This is a genomic window from Brooklawnia sp. (assembly GCF_032229645.1).
In the GTDB taxonomy this organism is placed as follows: Bacteria; Actinomycetota; Actinomycetes; order Propionibacteriales; family Propionibacteriaceae; genus Brooklawnia.
In genome coordinates, this window is the sequence record NZ_JAVTWX010000019.1 from 1 (window position 1) to 17993 (window position 17993).

At 63.2% G+C, this 17993-nt stretch carries 13 protein-coding genes; 2 read left to right on the forward strand and 11 right to left on the reverse strand.

Going from position 1 to position 17993, the window contains the following annotated elements:
- Positions 1-2405: valine--tRNA ligase (gene valS, locus AAFP05_RS01185; RefSeq protein ID WP_341728021.1), on the forward strand; the 2405-nt coding region annotated here is incomplete at its 5' end.
- Positions 2406-2447: 42 nt separating this feature from the next.
- The gene (locus tag AAFP05_RS01190) at positions 2448-2705 is read left to right on the forward strand and encodes an addiction module protein (RefSeq protein ID WP_341728022.1); all 258 of its coding nucleotides are present in this window, start codon (positions 2448-2450) and stop codon (positions 2703-2705) included.
- Between the two features lie 333 nt (positions 2706-3038).
- Here AAFP05_RS01190 and lipA read toward each other — a convergent pair whose 3' ends face one another.
- The 11 genes from lipA to AAFP05_RS01245 form a co-directional block, all read right to left on the reverse strand.
- A complete protein-coding gene (lipA, locus tag AAFP05_RS01195; RefSeq protein ID WP_341728023.1) occupies positions 3039-4043 on the reverse strand; it encodes a lipoyl synthase in 1005 nt (334 codons plus the stop codon).
- The gene (gene lipB / locus AAFP05_RS01200; protein WP_341728024.1) at positions 4040-4852 is read right to left on the reverse strand and encodes a lipoyl(octanoyl) transferase LipB; all 813 of its coding nucleotides are present in this window, start codon (positions 4850-4852) and stop codon (positions 4040-4042) included. Before lipB ends, lipA begins: the two co-directional genes overlap by 4 nt.
- Before the next feature lie 54 nt (positions 4853-4906).
- The gene (gene thrC / locus AAFP05_RS01205) at positions 4907-6343 is read right to left on the reverse strand and encodes a threonine synthase (protein WP_341728025.1); all 1437 of its coding nucleotides are present in this window, start codon (positions 6341-6343) and stop codon (positions 4907-4909) included.
- An 85-nt stretch (positions 6344-6428) separates the two neighbouring features.
- On the reverse strand, positions 6429-7706 hold the full coding sequence (clpX, locus tag AAFP05_RS01210) for an ATP-dependent Clp protease ATP-binding subunit ClpX (RefSeq protein ID WP_341728026.1): 1278 nt from the start codon (positions 7704-7706) through the stop codon (positions 6429-6431).
- 123 nt (positions 7707-7829) lie between these two features.
- Positions 7830-8510, reverse strand: coding sequence for an ATP-dependent Clp protease proteolytic subunit (locus tag AAFP05_RS01215; protein ID WP_341728027.1), 681 nt, complete (start codon positions 8508-8510; stop codon positions 7830-7832).
- 8 nt (positions 8511-8518) lie between these two features.
- Positions 8519-9133, reverse strand: coding sequence for an ATP-dependent Clp protease proteolytic subunit (locus tag AAFP05_RS01220; RefSeq protein WP_341728028.1), 615 nt, complete (start codon positions 9131-9133; stop codon positions 8519-8521).
- A 149-nt stretch (positions 9134-9282) separates the two neighbouring features.
- Positions 9283-10527 carry an AI-2E family transporter gene (locus tag AAFP05_RS01225; RefSeq protein WP_341728029.1) on the reverse strand — a complete coding sequence of 415 codons (1245 nt, stop codon included), beginning with the start codon at positions 10525-10527 and terminating at the stop codon, positions 9283-9285.
- A gap of 78 nt (positions 10528-10605) precedes the next feature.
- Positions 10606-11739: an AI-2E family transporter gene (locus AAFP05_RS01230; protein WP_341728030.1), complete on the reverse strand. Its 1134-nt coding sequence runs from the start codon at positions 11737-11739 to the stop codon at positions 10606-10608.
- Between the two features lie 106 nt (positions 11740-11845).
- Positions 11846-13444, reverse strand: coding sequence for a trigger factor (tig, locus tag AAFP05_RS01235; protein WP_341728031.1), 1599 nt, complete (start codon positions 13442-13444; stop codon positions 11846-11848).
- A gap of 97 nt (positions 13445-13541) precedes the next feature.
- Positions 13542-16517, reverse strand: a complete 2976-nt coding sequence (locus tag AAFP05_RS01240) for an SMC family ATPase (protein WP_341728032.1) — start codon at positions 16515-16517, stop codon at positions 13542-13544.
- Positions 16514-17671, reverse strand: a complete 1158-nt coding sequence (locus tag AAFP05_RS01245) for an exonuclease SbcCD subunit D C-terminal domain-containing protein (protein ID WP_341728033.1) — start codon at positions 17669-17671, stop codon at positions 16514-16516. Before AAFP05_RS01245 ends, AAFP05_RS01240 begins: the two co-directional genes overlap by 4 nt.
- Positions 17672-17993: the final 322 nt, after the last annotated feature.

Genomic DNA, 17993 nt, shown 5'->3' on the forward strand with positions numbered 1-17993 from the left:
CGCCACCCACCGTGTCGGGCTCGCTACACGTCGGTCACATCTTCAGCTACACCCATACCGACCTGATCGCGCGCTATCAGCGGATGCGCGGCAAGCATGTCTTCTATCCGATGGGTTGGGACGACAACGGACTGCCGACCGAGCGGCGCGTCCAGAACTACTACGGCGTGCGCTGCGAGCCGTCGCTGCCCTACGACCCGGATTTCGCACCACCGGCCAGGCCGGACCCGAAGCGTCCGATCGCGATCAGCCGTCGCAATTTTGTCGAGCTCTGCCTCGAGCTGACCGCGATCGACGAGAGAGTCTTCGAGGAGCTGTGGCGCCATATCGGCCTGTCGGTCGACTGGGACACGCTGTATTCGACCATCTCGGACGAAGCACAGTCGGTCGCCCAGCGCGCGTTCCTGCACAATTACGCGCGTGGCGAGGCCTACCTCTCGCACGCCCCGACGCTGTGGGATGTGACCTTCCAGACGGCGGTCGCTCAGGCCGAACTGGAAGCCCGCGAGTACCCCGGCTTCTACCACGCGCTCAACTTCCATCGCGCCGATGGCGGCGAGGTGCTGATCGAGACCACTCGTCCCGAGCTGTTGGCCGCCTGCTGCGCGCTGATCGCCCATCCCGATGACCAGCGCTACCAGGATCTCTTCGGAAGCACCGTCACCACGCCGGTCTTCGGCGTGCAGGTGCCGGTGCTGGCTCATCCGGACGCAGAACCCGACAAGGGATCGGGCATCGCAATGTGCTGTACCTTCGGCGACCTGACCGATGTGACCTGGTGGCGCGAGTTGCAGCTGCCGACTCGCACAATTGTCGGCCGCGACGGACGCATCGTCCGCGAGACGCCGGATTGGATCGTCAACACCGATGCCTACGAGCGGATCGCGGGCAAGACCACCTTCTCGGCTCGCGAGCAGACCGTCGAGATGCTGCGCGAGAACGGCGAACTGGTAGGCGAGCCCAAGCCGACCACGCGCATGACCAACTTCTATGAGAAGGGCGAGAAGCCGCTCGAAATCGTCTCGACGCGCCAGTGGTACATCAGCAACGGTGGCCACGATCAGATGCTGCGCGCCGAGTTGCTGGCTCGCGGCGACGAGTTGAAGTGGACTCCCGACTACATGCGGCACCGCTACGCCAACTGGGTGGGCGGGCTGAACGGCGACTGGCTGATCAGTCGTCAGCGTTTCTTCGGCGTGCCTTTCCCCATCTGGTACGCGCTCGACACTGACGGCGAGCCTGACCACGAGCATCCCATCACCGCGGACGAGGCTTCGCTGCCGGTGGACCCGGCCTCCCAGCCGGCGCCCGGGTTCGATGAATCGCAGCGCGGTGTGCCCGGCGGTTTCATCGCCGATCCGGACATCATGGACACCTGGGCGACCAGCTCGCTGACCCCGCAGATCGCCTGCGGCTGGGAACGCGATCCTGAGCTGTGGAAGCTCACTTTCCCGATGGATATGGCTCCGCAGGCGCACGACATCATCCGCACCTGGCTGTTCAGCCGCGTGGTCCGCAGCCATCTCGAGGAGCACCAGCTGCCGTGGAAGCGGGCGACCATCTCGGGCTTCGTGGTGGATCCCGACCGCAAGAAGATGAGCAAGTCGAAGGGCAACGTGGTCGTCCCGACCCAGATCCTCGACAAGTTCGGTGCCGACGCGGTGCGCTGGCGTGCGGCGATGGCTCGTCCGGGAATGGATTCGCCGTTCGACGAGACCCAGATGAAGGTCGGGCGCAGGCTAGCGATGAAGATCCTCAACGCGTCCAAATTCGTGCTCGACAAGCATGCTCCTGCCGACCCTGCCGCGATCACCGAACCGGACGATCTGGCCATGCTGGCAGCGCTGGCCGATGTCGTCACGAAGGCGACCGAGGCATTCGAGGACTTTCAGTACACCGACGCGCTCGAAGCCGCCGAGAAATTCTTCTGGACCTTCTGCGACGACTATCTGGAACTGGTCAAGGAGCGCTCATATTCGGACGACCCATCCGCGGCCTCGGCTGCCGCCGCCTTGCAGTTGGCGCTCAATGTGCAGTTGCGGCTGTTCGCACCGTTCATGCCGTTCGTGACCGAAGAGGCGTGGAGTTGGTGGCAGCCGGGATCGGTGCATCATGCTGCCTGGCCCAGTGTGGCTGAACTGCCCTCTGGTGGTGGGGATGCCGCGCTGCTCGATGACGTGGCCGCCGTGCTGATCGCGATTCGTGGAGCCAAGTCCCGCGCCCAGGTGAAGATGCGCACCGAGGTGGACCGTGCCGTCGTGTCCGGCCCGGCCGAATCACTCGCCCGCCTGGAAACCATCGCACGAGATCTGCGGGCAGTCGGACGCATCACCGGCGACCTGGAATTCGTCCCAGGAGGCGACCAGATCGAGGTGGAAGTGACCCTGGCCGCTCCCAGCGAGTAGCGCGCGCCAGGAGCGGTGACATGGTGACCGTACACTTGCCACATGGGAATGAGTGTTGCAGAAGTCGAGAAGGCGCTACTCGCTTTGAATCGTCACGATCGCGCCGCCGTGCTTCATCGCGGCATCCAAAGCCTTGACAATGATGATTCCGCTGACGACCATCAGGCTGCGATTGACGACGCCTGGCGAGCTGAGATCCGGCGCCGAATTGATGACATAGAAGCTGGCAGGGTAGAAGTGCTCGACGTTGACGAATCACACGCACGGCTACGAGCAGAGTTGGCGTCCCGTCGCAAATGAAACGTGTGAAGGCCGAGCATTCCACAAGCTCGGGCAGAGCTCCGTGAAGCAGCATTCTGGTACGACGACGAGCGCGCAGGACTTGGCACTGACTTTTATGACGCAGTAGACGAGGCGATCGCCTATATTCGTGATTGGCCCGAGGCAGCGCCCGTGTTTCCCGGATGGGACGAAGAGCCCACGATACGAAGCAAACGAGTTCGTACCTTTCCTTATCGGGTGATCTACTACGTCACTGGCACCACCATCATGATCGTCGCCTATTCACACAATCGGCGCAGACCCGGGTATTGGCAGCACCGGCTCACCCACTGACAGGTGCCGACACGAACTTCAGTTGCTCTGACGGGCCAGCAGCGATGACGCCTCCTGCAGGGCAGTTCCTTCGTCCGCGATATGAGCGAGGTGCGCGGGAATCTCGCGTCCGGCCTTTTGCATGGCGCGGGCCCACAACCTGCCGGCGCGATACGACGAACGCACCATCGGCCCGGCCATCACTCCGAGGAAACCTATCTCGTTCGCCTGCTTGGCGAACTCCACGAACTTCTGGGGCTTCACCCACCGGTCCACCGGATGGAATTTGGGGGACGGACGCAGATACTGCGTCAGGGTGAGAATGTCGCAGCCCGCATCATAGAGATCGCACATCGCCTCAAAGATCTCGTCGTCGTTCTCCCCCATGCCCAGAATCAGATTCGACTTGACGATCATGCCGCCCTGCTTGGCCTGGGTCAGCACATTCAGCGAACCCTCGTAGCTGAACGCGGGACGAATCTTCGAGATAATCCGGGGAACCGTCTCCAGATTGTGCGCGAAAACCTCGGGTTTGGCATCGATGACCTGCTGGATGGCAGCCGGGTCACCTTTGAAGTCCGGCACCAAGATCTCGACGCCCGTTGATGGGTTGAGCGTGTGAATGGCACGAATGGTTTCGGCATTCAACCAGGCTCCACCATCTGCCAGGTCGTCGCGTGCCACCGAGGTGACCGTCGCGTAGCGAAGGCCCAGCTCACGCACCGATTCGGCGACCTTGCGGGGCTCCAGCACATCCATGATGGCCGGGCGTCCAGTGGCGATATCGCAGAAATCGCAACGCCTGGTGCAGGTGTCGCCGCCGATCAGGAAGGTAGCCTCGCGGTCTTGCCAGCATTCGTAGACGTTCGGGCAGCCGGCTTCTTCGCAGACTGTGTGTAAGCCCCTGCCGCGCGCGAGCTTCTTCATGTTGGCGTAGTTCTCACCCATATGCGCGGTGTTCTTCATCCACGCCGGCTTGTCCTCGATAGGCGTCTCCGCGTTACGAACCTCGATGCGCAGCAGCCGTCGGGTCTCGGTAGTCACGTGAGGACTCTCCTATCAGTTGGACGCTGAGTCAGGCCGCGAGGGCTGGCGAGATCAAGAGGTGCGGCCGGCTGCTCGGGTTCGAAGATCTCGATGAGACCGTCAGATTCGAGCCTTGCGAGTTCGATCTCCATGCGCTCCGCCAGGTCTGCTGGCTTGACCTCGCGTCTGGTCTCCTGGCTGATCGAGGTGACTCCGGCGTCCGCGATTCCGCAGGGGACGATCTTGCCGAACGGACGCAGATCGTTCGAGCAGTTCAGGGCGAAACCGTGCATGGTCACCTTGCGTGACACCTGCATGCCGATGGCTGCCAACTTGCGATCCGGTCCGCGATCATCGGCTGACACCCAGGCGCCGGAGCGTCCTTCGACGGTAGCGGCCTTCACGCCGAAGTCGGCGACCACGGCGATGATGATCTGCTCAAGCACCCTGACCATCTTGACCGGCTGAATCGGTGGCGTAAGCCTCACGATCGGATAGCCGATCAGCATGCCCGGGCCGTGATAGGTGATCTTGCCGCCGCGACCGATAGGGACGACCGGTGTGCCGTCATAGGGGTATTCGCTGGGTTCAGCCCTGCGTCCGGCGGTATAAACCGGATCATGTTCGAGCAATAGCACGGTATTGCCCCTGGTGCCAGCCACTACCTCGTCATGCACCTGCTGCTGTAGATCGAGACCGGCCCGGTAGTCAACGAAATCCGGATCGAACCCTGCTCGCTCGAAGTGAAGGGCCATGGGTCCAACCCTAGTCACCTGGGGCGAATCGGGCTTGCTCTGTCCGCCTTGGGCGGACGACCACGCAGCCATCGACGGCGTAGCCCGCCGAATATCCCGGTCGATGGCTCCGGCCGACTTGAGTTCCTAGCTGGTCCGGACGATGAAGTCCTTGACCTGCTGAGGGTCGTTCGGCATGTCGACCACCCGACGAGGAGCATTCATCACCTCGGCGAATCGCGGCGGAATCTCGAGATCGACCTCGATCGCTTCCTTGATGGTCTCAGCGAATTTCACCGGCAGCGCGGTTTCCAGGACGACGATCGGTGCCGCGACCCGGCCGATCCACTCGTGGGCCACGTGCACGCCGTCTGCGGTGTGCGGATCGATCAACACGCCGTTGTCGAAGTAGAGCCCGCGAATGGTCTGCAGCCGGTCCGCGTGGCTGGACGTGCCACTGACGAAGCCGTAGCGCTCGGTGATCCGCTTGAACTCGGGGGTACCGGACAGATCAAAGAAGCCATTCTCCGACAGCTGTCGTCCGAAGAGATCGGCCACCCTGGCGGCGTCGCGGCCCAAGAGATCGAAGACGAACCGCTCGAAGTTCGATGCCTTGCTGATGTCCATCGACGGGCTGGATGTCGCGGCGACCTCGCTTGATGCGCGCACCCGGTAGCGTCCGGTGCTGAAGAACTCGTGCAACACGTTGTTCTCGTTGGTCGCCAAAATCAGGGTGTCGATGGGCAGACCCATTTCGCGGGCGACATGCCCCGCGCAGATATCGCCGAAGTTGCCGGTCGGCACCGCGAAGCTGACCCGCTGGTCGTTCGTCGTGGTGACCCGTAGCCAGATCGCGACGTAGTAGACGACCTGCGCCACCAGCCGCGCCCAGTTGATCGAGTTGACCGCGCCGATGTGGTACTTCGCCTTGAATTCGGCATCGGCGTTGACGGCCTTGACGACATCCTGGCAATCGTCGAAGACCCCGTCCAGGGCGATGTTGTGGATATTGGCGTCTTGCAGACCGAACATCTGGGCCTGCTGGAAGGGGGTCATGCGGCCCTTGGGCGTCAACATGAAGACGCTCAGCCGCTCGTGTCCGCGCATCGCATATTCGGCGGACGACCCGGTGTCCCCGCTGGTCGCGCCAAGAATCGTCAGGTGATCATCGCGGCGCCCCAGCTCATAGGCGAAGAGTTCACCGAGCAGTTGCATGGCCATGTCTTTGAACGCCGCAGTCGGACCGTTGGACAGATGCCCGAGCCACAAGGGGCCGTCCCCGATCCGCTCGACAGGAACGATGCTGGACGAAGCGAACTTTTCTGCGGTGTATGCCCGTTGGCAGATGCCCAGCAGATCGTCGCTGGGAATGTCGTCCACGAACAGACTCAGCACCTGGTGAGCCAGCGCCGGGTAACCCTGGGTGGCGAGTACATTGCGCCAACTCATCAAAGTGGCGGCGTCCACCTGCGGGTATTCGGCCGGCAGATACAAGCCGCCATCGGCAGCCAATCCTTCGAGCAGGATGTCACTGAAACCGGCAGCCGGAGATCCGGGGAGTCCTCGCGTCGAGACATATCTCACGAGTACTAGCCTATCGGGCAGCCCGGACGAGATCAGGATGACGCCCCGCCACGGACACCACCCGGATCGTCATCCCACTCACGGCTCAGGCCGACAACTCCGCCCGCTGCGCCATCTGTTCGCGGGTCACCAGCATCGGCGGTTCCTCGCCGCGCACGGCGGCCCCCGTCACCACGACCTGACCGATCTCGGGACGACTCGGTACCTCGAACATCACGTTGAGCAGAAGTTCTTCGAGGATTGCGCGCAGCCCACGCGCCCCGATGCCTCGCTCCAACGCCCTGCCAGCGATCGCGCCCACCGCATCGTCGGTAAAGTCGAGTTGCACATCATCGATATCGAAGAGCTTGCCGAACTGCTTCACCAGCGCGTTCCGCGGCTCCACCAGGATCCGCCGCAGCGCGGTCTGGTCGAGGTTCGGAACAGTCGCGATCATCGGTAGTCGTCCGATGAACTCAGGAATCAGCCCGTACTTGTGCAGGTCTTCGGGACGCACCCCCGCGAACGGATCGTCGCCGCGCTTCGCCCGCACATCCTGGGTGGCGGTGAATCCGAGCGGCCGTTTGCCGATCCGCGAATCGATGATGTGCTCAAGACCGGCGAAGGCGCCCCCGACGATGAACAGCACATTGGTGGTGTCGATCTGGATGAACTCCTGATGAGGGTGCTTGCGTCCGCCCTGCGGGGGCACCGAGGCGACGGTGCCTTCGAGAATCTTCAGCAGCGCCTGCTGAACGCCTTCGCCCGAGACGTCGCGGGTGATCGACGGGTTCTCCGACTTACGAGCGACCTTGTCGATCTCGTCGATGTAGATGATGCCGGTCTCTGCCTTCTTCACATCGAAGTCGGCCGCCTGGATCAGTTTGAGCAAGATGTTCTCGACATCCTCGCCGACATATCCGGCCTCGGTCAGTGCAGTGGCGTCGGCGATGGCGAACGGCACATTGAGCATCCGGGCCAGGGTCTGAGCCAGATAGGTCTTTCCGCAACCGGTGGGACCGATCAGCAAGATGTTCGACTTTGCCAGTTCGACGTCCGAATCGTGGGTGCGCCCGGACTCAGCCTGCGCACGAATGCGCTTGTAGTGGTTGTAGACGGCCACCGACAGCGTCTTCTTCGCCGAGTCCTGGCCGATGATGTACTCGTTGAGAAAGTCTCGGATCTCTGCGGGACGAGGCAGGTCACCGGGGGTGTTCGCCGATGACTCGTCGCTGAATTCCTCCTCGATGATCTCGTTGCACAGCTCAATGCACTCGTCACAGATGTAGACGCCGGGTCCGGCTATGAGCTTCTTGACCTGCTTCTGGCTCTTTCCGCAGAATGAGCACTTGAAAAGATCGCCGCTCTCGCCGATGCGAGCCATCGTCTCTCCTTCGACCCTAGACCGATATGAGTAGTCCCACCTTGCAACCTTGCCGGGATCTCAACCCTAGCTCCCCTCCGGGGCGCTCGGGTTGAGACCGGCCGCAATACGGGAAGGCTTGACTCAGCGTCCTGTCTCGGACAGTGAAGTGAGGATGTCGTCGATGATGCCGTACTCGACAGCTTCGGCAGCGGTCAGGAACTTGTCGCGCTCAACATCGGCGCGCACCTTTTCAATGTCCTGGCCGGTGTTGTCGGCCAGCATCTGCTCCATCTGAGTGCGGATGCGCATGATCTCGCGGGCCTGGATCTCTAGATCGGACGACTGCCCGTACGAGCCGTCACCCGACATTGAGGGCTGGTGGATGAGGATCCGCGAGTTCGGAAGAGCAAGCCGCTTGCCCTTGGCTCCCGCGGCCAGGATCACCGCTGCAGCCGAGGCGGCCTGCCCCAGACAGACGGTCTGCACCTCGGGCTTGATGTAGTTCATCGTGTCGTAGATCGCGGTGAGCGCGGTGAACGACCCACCCGGCGAGTTCAGGTAGATCGACACCTGACGTTCGGCGTCCATCGACTGCAGGCACAGCAGCTGCGACATGACCGCGTTAGCGATCTCATCGGTAATGGGCGTGCCGAGGAAGATGATCCGCTCCTCGAACAGCTTGGTGTAGGGATCAACACGACGTACGCCGTAGCTGGTGCGCTCCTCCCACTGCGGGATGATGTAGTCCATCTGCGGCTGCGCACCGGCCGTGCTGAACGGCTGGGCGGGCAAGTTGGTGCCCGGAATCAGGTTCGTAGTCATCTGCTGCCTCACTGGTTGGGAGCGTCGGAGCCGGGGATCTGGGACGCGCGCTCGAAGACGTGGTCGATGAAGCCGTACGAGAGAGCCTCGGACGCCGTGAACCAGCGGTCGCGATCGGAGTCCTTGGTGATCTGCTCGACGGTCTGGCCGGTGTGCTGGGCAATGAGCTCGGCCATCTGCCGCTTGAGATGCACCGACTGCTCCGCCTGGATCTTGATGTCGGACGCGGTACCACCCAAGCCACCCGACGGCTGATGCATCAGGATACGGGCATGCGGCAGCGCAAAGCGCTTGCCCGCGGCACCGGCGCACAACAGGAACTGGCCCATCGAAGCCGCCAGGCCCATCGCCACGGTCGCCACGTCGTTGCTGATCCACTGCATGGTGTCGTAGATCGCCATGCCCGAGTCGACCGACCCACCCGGGGAATTGATGTACAGGTAGATGTCCTTGTGCGGGTCCTCTGCGTTGAGAAGCAGCATCTGGGCACAGATCGCATTGGCGTTCTCATCGCGCACCTCTGAGCCGAGGAAGACAATACGATTTGCCAACAGTGACTGGTAGACATTGTCGGTCATGCCTGCACCGGGTCCGGTCGCAGCTGCGGCTCGCAGTGTTGTCATGTCTGGATTCACATTCATGAACTTACAACCCTGTGCTGACAAAACCGAAAGCGCCCGCCTGCTTTTCGCTGGAGGCGTTGGTGTGCCGGGTAGACGCAACGCACCGTGGGTCGATTCCGGACGAGTCGCCAGGCCCTCGGGCTCCATCGCTACGACTGCCCGGCTGCGCCCTTCACCTCGGTCCGGTTGGAGATCAGCGCATTGACCCAGCGCGCTTTCGGGTCGGCGTCCACGAGCAGTGACTTGACCAGCTGGGTGCAGGGCAGCGCGATGAGCGCACCTAGCGGGCCGAAGACCCATGCCCACAGCAGCAGGGAGATCAGCGAGATGGTGGCGTTCACCCCCACCGCGTTGCCGGTGACCTTGGGTTGGAAGACTCCCTGCACGATCCAAGTGGTGATCAGGTAGATGCCGAGCAGCCACAAGGCTGTCTGCCAGCCGTTGGCCACGAGCGCGACGACCAGCGGAGGAATCAGCGAGAAGAAGAACCCCACGCTGGGCACATAGGTCATCAACCAGGTGAGCAGGGCCCATACCAGCGGCAACGGAACCCCCAGGATCCGTAACTCGACGTAGTTGAGCCCAGCCATCAGCGCACCAAAACCCGTGCAGACCAGCCAATAGCGCCGCGTGCCGCTGCCGAATTCGCGCATCGCCGCAACGATCCGCGGATGGGTTCCTCCGGCGACTGCGATGCGCCTACCCCAACTGGGAACATCGAGCAGCATCATGATCAGCGCCGAGATGATCACGCCGAGTATGCCGACCACCCCGGAGAACCCCGAGAAGAGCTGACTGGCCGCTCCCAGCATCTGATTCACGTCGATATTGGAAAGTGAGAGATCGATTGCTGTGCTGTCGATGCCTATCTTCTCCAGCCAGTCGGGCGCCTCCTCGATCAGATCGAGTACCTGCGTCCAGTACTGCGGTACGACCCCGATGATCTCGCCGATGGCCCAGGTGGCGACCAGCCCGATCCCCACCAGACTGACGAACAGCGCGAGAGCGGTCAGAGCCATCGCTACCGACTTGGGCACGCCATGGCGGCGCAGCAGATTCTGCAGCGGATAGACAACGATGACCATGTTCAGGGCGAGAAACGCCGGCGCCAACAGCCAGCCGAGTTCACGTAGCAGCCACAGTGCGCCGGCCATTCCAAGAACACCGAGCAGGATGACGACGAATCGAGGCAGATGCGGCGGAGTGCCACCGTACGGCCCCTGGGGAACCCGGGCTGGGTCAGAGCTGAAGGTCATATTGAAGCTGCGTTGCTCTGCCAGTAGCTCCAGCCCGGTCATGCCCGGATGTGCGGCTTCGACAACGCGACGGTCGAGCGCAGTGGCGCCCGCGCCACCGCTGGTGACCGGGGCTACCGTGTCGCTGAATTCGGGCATCTTGTGCAGTAGACGTGGCTCACTGGCGTTCCGCGCCTGGGCGTCCGACATTCTTCACTCCCCTGGTTGTGGGTGCAACTAGTCGTCGTCACCGGGCTGGTACTCGTCGGGCGGCTCTGCGTCCTTGGAATCACTGGCAATGAGCGCGTTGATCCAGCGTGCCCGAGGATCAAGATCGATGATCAGCGATTTCACCAGCAGTGTCATCGGCAGTGCCAGCAAGGTTCCCATGCCACCGAGTACCGATGCCCACAGCAGCAACGAAGCAAACGAGACGGTGGGCGTGACACCTACCGATTCTCCGGCAAAGCGTGGCTGGATGATGGTCTGAATGACGAAGTTCAGCACCGAGTAGAGCAGGATGACCAGCACTGCCGACTGCCAGCCGTTGGCGAACAGCGCGACCACTGTCGGCGGGATGAGGCCGATGACGAATCCGATGTTGGGAATGTAGTTGGTGAGGAAGCTGAAGATGCCCCAGACGACGACCAGCGGCACGCCCATGATTGCCAGGGCGACGGCGTCAAAGACCGCCACGATGAGACCGAAGACCGTTGTCACGAGCCAGTATCTGCGGACGCCGTGGGCGAAATTCCCGATGCCTGCCGCGATCCTGGAGCGATTCTCGTTGAGCAGTACCATTCGGCGTTCCAGCCCCGGAGTATCCATCGCCATGAAGACGATGGCGGCCAGAATGACGCCGATCAGCGCCAGCAGCGAGGACGACGCCGAGAGCACGGATGTCGCCGCGCCGATGAAGCGCGTCGGGTCCAGCGATGCCAGCATCTTGCTCATCGCCGCGCCATCGAAGTTGAGCGTGTTGACTGCGAACTGCTCGATCTGCCGGTAGAGAGCGTTGAACTCGTCCGCGTACTGCGGGAGGATGCCGATCATCTCGGTAACCGACCAGACCAATCCGGCGACCATCGCAATCAGTACCGCGAATACCGTCAGGGATACCACCATCGCACTGAGCCACGAGGGGGCGCCCTTGCGTACCAACCAGCTGTGCAGCGGGTAGGCAGTGATCATCAGGTTGATGGCCAGGAACAGCGGCGCGATGATGTCGGAGAACTGGCGCAATCCGATGAGACAGATCAAAGAGGCCGCGACACCGACCACGATGACATTGAACCGTGGGTTGCCGACGGAAGACAGCTGCTGGGTAGCGGGCGTTTGACCGTTTGAGGAGTTCGAGGGACCCAACGGCATTGCTACCTCCGATTAGTCGAGACCGCTTGCATCTTAGAGCACGACAGCGGCTCCCCAAGATCAGCGCCTCAACGCTGGTATTCGGGGAGCCGCTGTCGTCATGCCCTTACTTGTCGGACTCGGCCGTCTCAGCGTCGGCCTTCTTGGTAGTGCGCTTCTTAGCGGCCGGCTTCGTCTCCTCCGCGGCAGCATCTTCAGACTCGGCGCTTTCGGCATCGGCCTTCTTGGTGGTGCGCTTCTTGACAGCCGGCTTCTGCTCCTCCGCCGCAGCTTCCTCGGCATCGGTGAGCGCGTCGGCGGCCTCAGCGATCTCCTGAGCAGGAGTCTCGACAGCCGCCTCCTCAGCTTCATCGTCGGCGGGCTCGGCGATGGAGCCGTCGTTGTTCAGAAGAGCCAGATCGACCTCGTTGCCTTCGGCGTCGATCACCGTAGCGGCAGCAACCAGTTCACCCAGTGCCTTGCCCCGGCGGACCTCGCTCATCCACTCGGCAGCGTGGTCGTGCTCCACCATGTGCTGGATTTCCTGCTCCGGCGAGGTGCCGTTCTGCTGTGCCTTGGCGAAGATCAGCTCGCTCAGCTCGCCCTGGTCCACCTGCAGTTCGGCATCCTCGGCGTACTTGTCGAGGATGATCTGCGAGCGCAGGCCCTCCAGCACGCGCTGATCGATATCGGCCCAGAACTCCTCCGGAGTCTGCGCCTCTTCGTCCTCAGCCTCATCGAGGTACTGCTCGACGGTGAGACCTGCGGCGCTGAGCTGCTGCTCAATGCCCTCGCGACGGCTCTGCTGCTCGGTGGTCACCAGCGATTCCGGCAGCTCGAACTCGGTGGCTTCGATCAGCTTGGCGAGAACCGCCTCACGGGCCTTGTTGGCCTGATCGATACGGGCGAGACGCTCGAGGTTGTCGCGCAGATCAGCGAGCATCTCCTCGGCGGTATCGAACTCGCTGACCAACTGGGCGAACTCATCGTCAACATCGGGCAGATCCTGCGACTGCACCTTGACGACCTCAACCTCGATCTCGGCTTCTTCGCCACGGTTCGGACCGCCGACCAGTGTGGAGGTGAAAGTGGCCTTCTCGCCTGCCGCCAGGCCCACGACCGCTTCGTCGAGTCCATCGACGAAGCCACCGGCACCGATCTTGTAGCTGACTTCGGACGCCTCGGCCTCGGGGAGGGTCGTGCCGTCCTGGCTGGCCGTCAGGTTGAGGACGACGACATCGCCGGTCTCCACCGGGCGCTCAACCTCGGTCACGGTCGCGAATCGCTCGCGCAGCAATTCGACCCGCTCATTGACTTCGTCGTCGCTGACTGTCGAAGCCGGAACCTCGACCCCCACGCCGGTCATATCGGCGATCTCGAAATCGGGACGCACATCGACCTCTGCGGTGAACAGCACGTTGGTGCCATCGTTCAACTCGCTGATGTCGATATCTGGCTGACCGAGCGGACGCAGGTCATGGGTTTGTACGGCTTCGCCGTACGCCTGCGGCAGCATCGAGTTGATGGCCTCCTGCAAGACCAGCCCGCGACCGAAACGCTGGTCGATCAAACGCGCCGGAACCTTGCCCTTGCGGAAGCCCGGGATATTCACCTGCTGTGCGATGTCTTGGTAGGCGGCGTCAATGGCCGGCCGCAGGTCTTCAAAGGGCAGATCAATCGTGAGCTTCACCCGCGTGGGGCTCAGCTGCTCTAGGGTGCTGGGCACGTGCTCTCCTGGCATATTCGGGGCCGGCCGCCATCGACGGCCTGCGCTAACCGTTTGATTCTAGCCAGCCTGATGGGAGCCAGCCAATCAAGTCGCCTCATAATCGCGCTTCTTGCCGGATAATGCTCCACCCGCCGGGTACCACATCGACCACCAGCTGTGCCGGAATCGATTCCTTCATCGACGCAACGTGGCTGATCAGGCCGACCGTTCTGCCGCCCTCGCGCAGGTTGTCGAGGGTCGCCATCGTGACCTCGAGAGTCTCCGCGTCCAACGATCCGAAACCTTCATCGATGAAAAGCGTATCCAGCCGCATACCACCGGCGCGGCTGGTCACCACATCGGCCAATCCCAGCGCCAGTGCCAGCGATGCCTGGAATCTCTCACCGCCCGACAGTGAATCCGGCGTGCGGACGCCGCCGGTGTGCGCGTCCGACACTTCGAGGCCCAGCCCCCACTTGCCGCGGTTCTTCTCGATTGCATCGGTGTGCCGCAGCACGTAGCGACCATCGGTCATGCTGCGCAACCGGACGTTTGCGACCTGGACGATCTCCTCCAATTGAGCGGCCAGCACGAACGTCTCCAGTTCCATCCGCATCGTATTGGGCGGCAGTCCGCGCAGGGTGCTGGCCAGCCGGTCGACGGCCGCGAACTGGTGCGCAACGACCGCCAGCTCCTTCTGCTGCTCGGCGATCTCGGCCGCCAGCCGCTGAAGGAGGTCGAGTCTCGGCTTGATACCGAGTGCCGTGCGCCGGGCGATCTGCAGCTCGGCATCGAGCGTCGTGACGGTCTGCATGGGCGTGTCCACATCAACGAGTTCTGCGGGCAGGCCGACCAGATCCGACGATTCGAGGGTCAACTCGACGGCACTGACCCGTGCCTCATAGGTGCTGACATCTGCCCGCAACCGTTGCTGGTCGGTCGACGAGATCCGGGCGAGTTTGGCTTCGGAGGGATCGATGAACCCTGCCTGCGCCAAAGCTCTGGTGAGACGCGCCTGCTCGGCGCGGAGCCGCTCGCCGGTCAGCTGTCGCCCCCGCCCGGCGTCCAGCAGGAGCTGGCCGACCTCCAGTCGATGGCGCGCTGCGGTGATCCGCGCCAGGACGCTCACCTCGGTGCCGCGCGCCTCGGCCGCGGTCTTTTCTGCCTCGATGAGCGCGGTCCGGGTGGTCGCTTCGGTGGCCGCGAGCTCTTCACGAACACCGTGCGCTGTGTCGAGGTCGACGGTGATGTCATCGATTTGACGCTGCAATGTGACGAGTTGCTCACGGCAGCTGCGTAGCCTGCTGTCAGCATCGGCTGCCTCGTTCAGCACGGCCTGTGCCGCTGCGGCATCCCAGGTCGCCTCGACCACGGATTGTTCGCCTGCGGCGGCGAACTCCAGCCGCTGTCGCTCCGCAACTCGTTGGACCTGTGTGGTGGCTCTCTTCGATTCCGCGTAGCTGGCGTCGACGGCGCTCTGGGCCTCATCGATGACGGACTGGTCGACGTGGTCGGCGGCCAGCGTGGCGGGTCGAGGATGATCGAGCGAGCCGCAGACCGGGCACTGCTGACCAGTCGACAGGTCTTGAGCGAGATCGGCGGCGTATCCGGCCAGCTGCCGCCGGCGCAGGTCCGCGAGCCGCTCGGATGCGGCGGCGGCGTTCTCCGTTGCCCTCTTGTCATCGTGCTTCGCTCGGCCCAGTTCGGCGCTCAACGTTTCCGCGCGCTCGGCAGCGTTCCGCCGCTTGGCTGCCTGTTCGGCGGCCAGCTTGGCATCGGCGAGGATTCCTGCCGACAACTCCAGCCTCGTGATCTGGTCACGCAGCTCCGCCGACTTCCTGCTCGCCGTCTCGCGGTTCTTTCTGAGTACGTCCGCCTCTTCGTCGTGCTCGTGCATCTTGGCGGCGGCTGTCTCGGCGGTTCGCCGCAACCCCGGCAGCGACTTCTCGACCTCAAGCTGTGGCTGGAGCATGCCCATCAACTGGTTGAGGGCCGCAATCGATTCCGCGATCTCTGCGGTGTCCGCCGGCAGGACTGACCAGACGGCCAGGTAGCCGGTCTCGGCATCCTGCTCGGCCTGCTGGGCGCGCTCCGCATTCGTCCGCGCCTCCTCGAACGACTCGATGACGCCCGTGACCAAGTCTGCGCGCTGTGCTACCTGAAGCGCCTCCTTCAGGGCTGCGATTGGATCAGCCCGCTCTTCGAGGTGCGCCCGCTCTTGTAGGGCATCGGTTCGGCGCCGCTGCCGGCCCGCCAGGTCGGTGGCCTCGGCGAGAGCCTGTTTGGCGAGCCCAAGTGCCTCCAGTAGCCAGAGTTCGCGCTGGTTGGCCTGATCGAACGCCTCAGTCTGCACGGTGATCAGTTCGCGGCACCACTGCCCCAAAGCGTCATCGGCGGGCGGTTGCAGCGCGCCATCGTCGGCTCCTGCAAAATCAGCAAAGCTGCGGGCCTTCGCCCGCAAAGCAAGATTGTCGTCGTCGACATGACGCCTCAGCTCCGCAGCATGGTCGCCGAGAGTCTTGACGTAATCGGCGAATCTCTTGGTACCGAAGAGAGTCTGGAGCAGCGAGCGACGTTTGTCGGTGTCGGCAATCAAGAACTCCTGAAACTGACCTTGCGCCAGCAAGACCACCTGCTGAAACTGGCTGCTGTTCATCCGGATGAGGTCGTTGATCTGCTTGCTGGTTTCCCCGGCCTTCGACTGCAGCCGCTGCCAGTGGCCGTCGGTCAACTCGTCGAGTTCTGCCTTCACCGGCACCACAGTGGTGCCGGTCCCCCGCTGCTTCGGGCGTTCCCAGGATGGGGCGCGGACGACCTTGAATCTCCTGTCGCCGGCAGTGAATTCCAGTTCCACGCAACAGGGTTGATCAGCGCTCAGGAAGTCGGAGCGCACGGCATCTCCCGGTTGGCCGCTATAGCGAGGCACCGACCCGAAGAGCGCGAAGGTGACGGCGTCCAGGATCGATGTCTTGCCCGCTCCGGTACGACCGGTGATCAAGAAGATCCCGTCGTCTGCGAAGGCGTCGAAGTCCACGGTTTCGGTGCCCCGAAAAGGTCCGAAGCCGGTGACCGTTACCCGGTGAATCCTCATACTCGGACGTCTCGGTCCTCGTAGCCGGTAATGACCTCGCGAAGCAGTTCGGCTTCTGCGTCATCGGTCGCGATGCCGTTGCGTACCCGGGTGAGGAATGCTCCGATCAGTTCGAGGTCGGTCTTGCCGCGCACCAGGTCGGCGTAGCTCGCACCGTCGTCGCCGGTGCGATGGGCCGGCTCGTGGCGAAGTAGAGCGCAGTAGGGGAAGCGCCCCTGCAACTTGCGCATGGCTCCGATGGGTTGCTCATCGTCGGTGAGCACGGCGCTGACCCAAGAGTCGTGCATCTTCTGGTAGCCAGGATCGCTCAGCAACTGCTCGAGGGTTCCGCGCAATTCGGCCAATGGACGCGGCACCGGCAAGTCGAGCCATTGCGCACCTGCGAAGCCATGGGCATCCAAATCGACGAGCCAGCCACCTCGGGGCTTTCGGGCCTCCGCGAATGAGTAGTGCAGCGGCGCGCCTGCGTAGCGAATCTGCTTGTCGAGGGTCATCCGGCCGTGGACATGGCCCAGCGCCGTGTAGTCGACGCCGCGAAAGACCGGCACGGCCACCTTGTCGAGTCCACCGAGAATGTCCCGCTGGCTGTCGTAGATCTCATCTTCTGCGCCTTGGACGAAGGTGTGCGCGAGGACGACCGATCGTCCGCCGCGCTCAGCCAGGTCAGTCCGTACCAGCTTCATCGCGTGCCGCAGCGCATCGGCCTGGGAACGCATCGGCTCGGTCTCAGGCCACAGCGATCGCATGCTGGCAGGGTCGAGGAACGGGATCGCGTAGAAATGAACCGGACCGTGAGCGTCGCGGATGGTGACCGGTTCAGCGATCTCCTCGGCCCTGGTGCGTACGAAGACACCCGCCGCAGCCGCGAAGGCAGCTTTCGCGCCGAGCCGGGCCGCCGAGTCGTGATTTCCGCTGGAAACGACCACTTGAACGCCCGTCTGCCGCAGACCGAGCAGCACCTCATCAAGCATCGTCACAGCCTCCGACGAGGGGGTGGACGAGTCGAAGACATCGCCTGAAACCACCACCACGTCGACCTGGCTATCGCGCATGGTCGCGATCATCGCGTCAAAGACGGTGCGCAGCGCATCGAGGGTCGACCAGCCGTGGAAGGTCCGGCCGATGTGCCAGTCAGAAGTGTGCAGGATTCTCACACTCAGGACCTTAGGACCGGGGTCTGACAATTTCGCTCCGACATCCGGAACATGTTCGCTCTCGTTGCAGTTGCAGCGAGGCGCGATGGTGTTGATCCGCTTGCGCCCGACCCTTGGCGAGGGTCGTTAGCCTTGATCCGCCGAGCAACGCCCAACGGTGGCGTGTCTATGATCGCGAACCCGCCGGTGTCCTGCCGCCCGCTCGACGTCGAGAGCAACCAACCAACCCGGGTACAACGGAACGGGTCCAGGGTCGGTCCTAGGGACCCTAGGTGCCAGCGACTTCGCGCAGTTTCACGCCGGAAGCCGAGTACTGGATCAT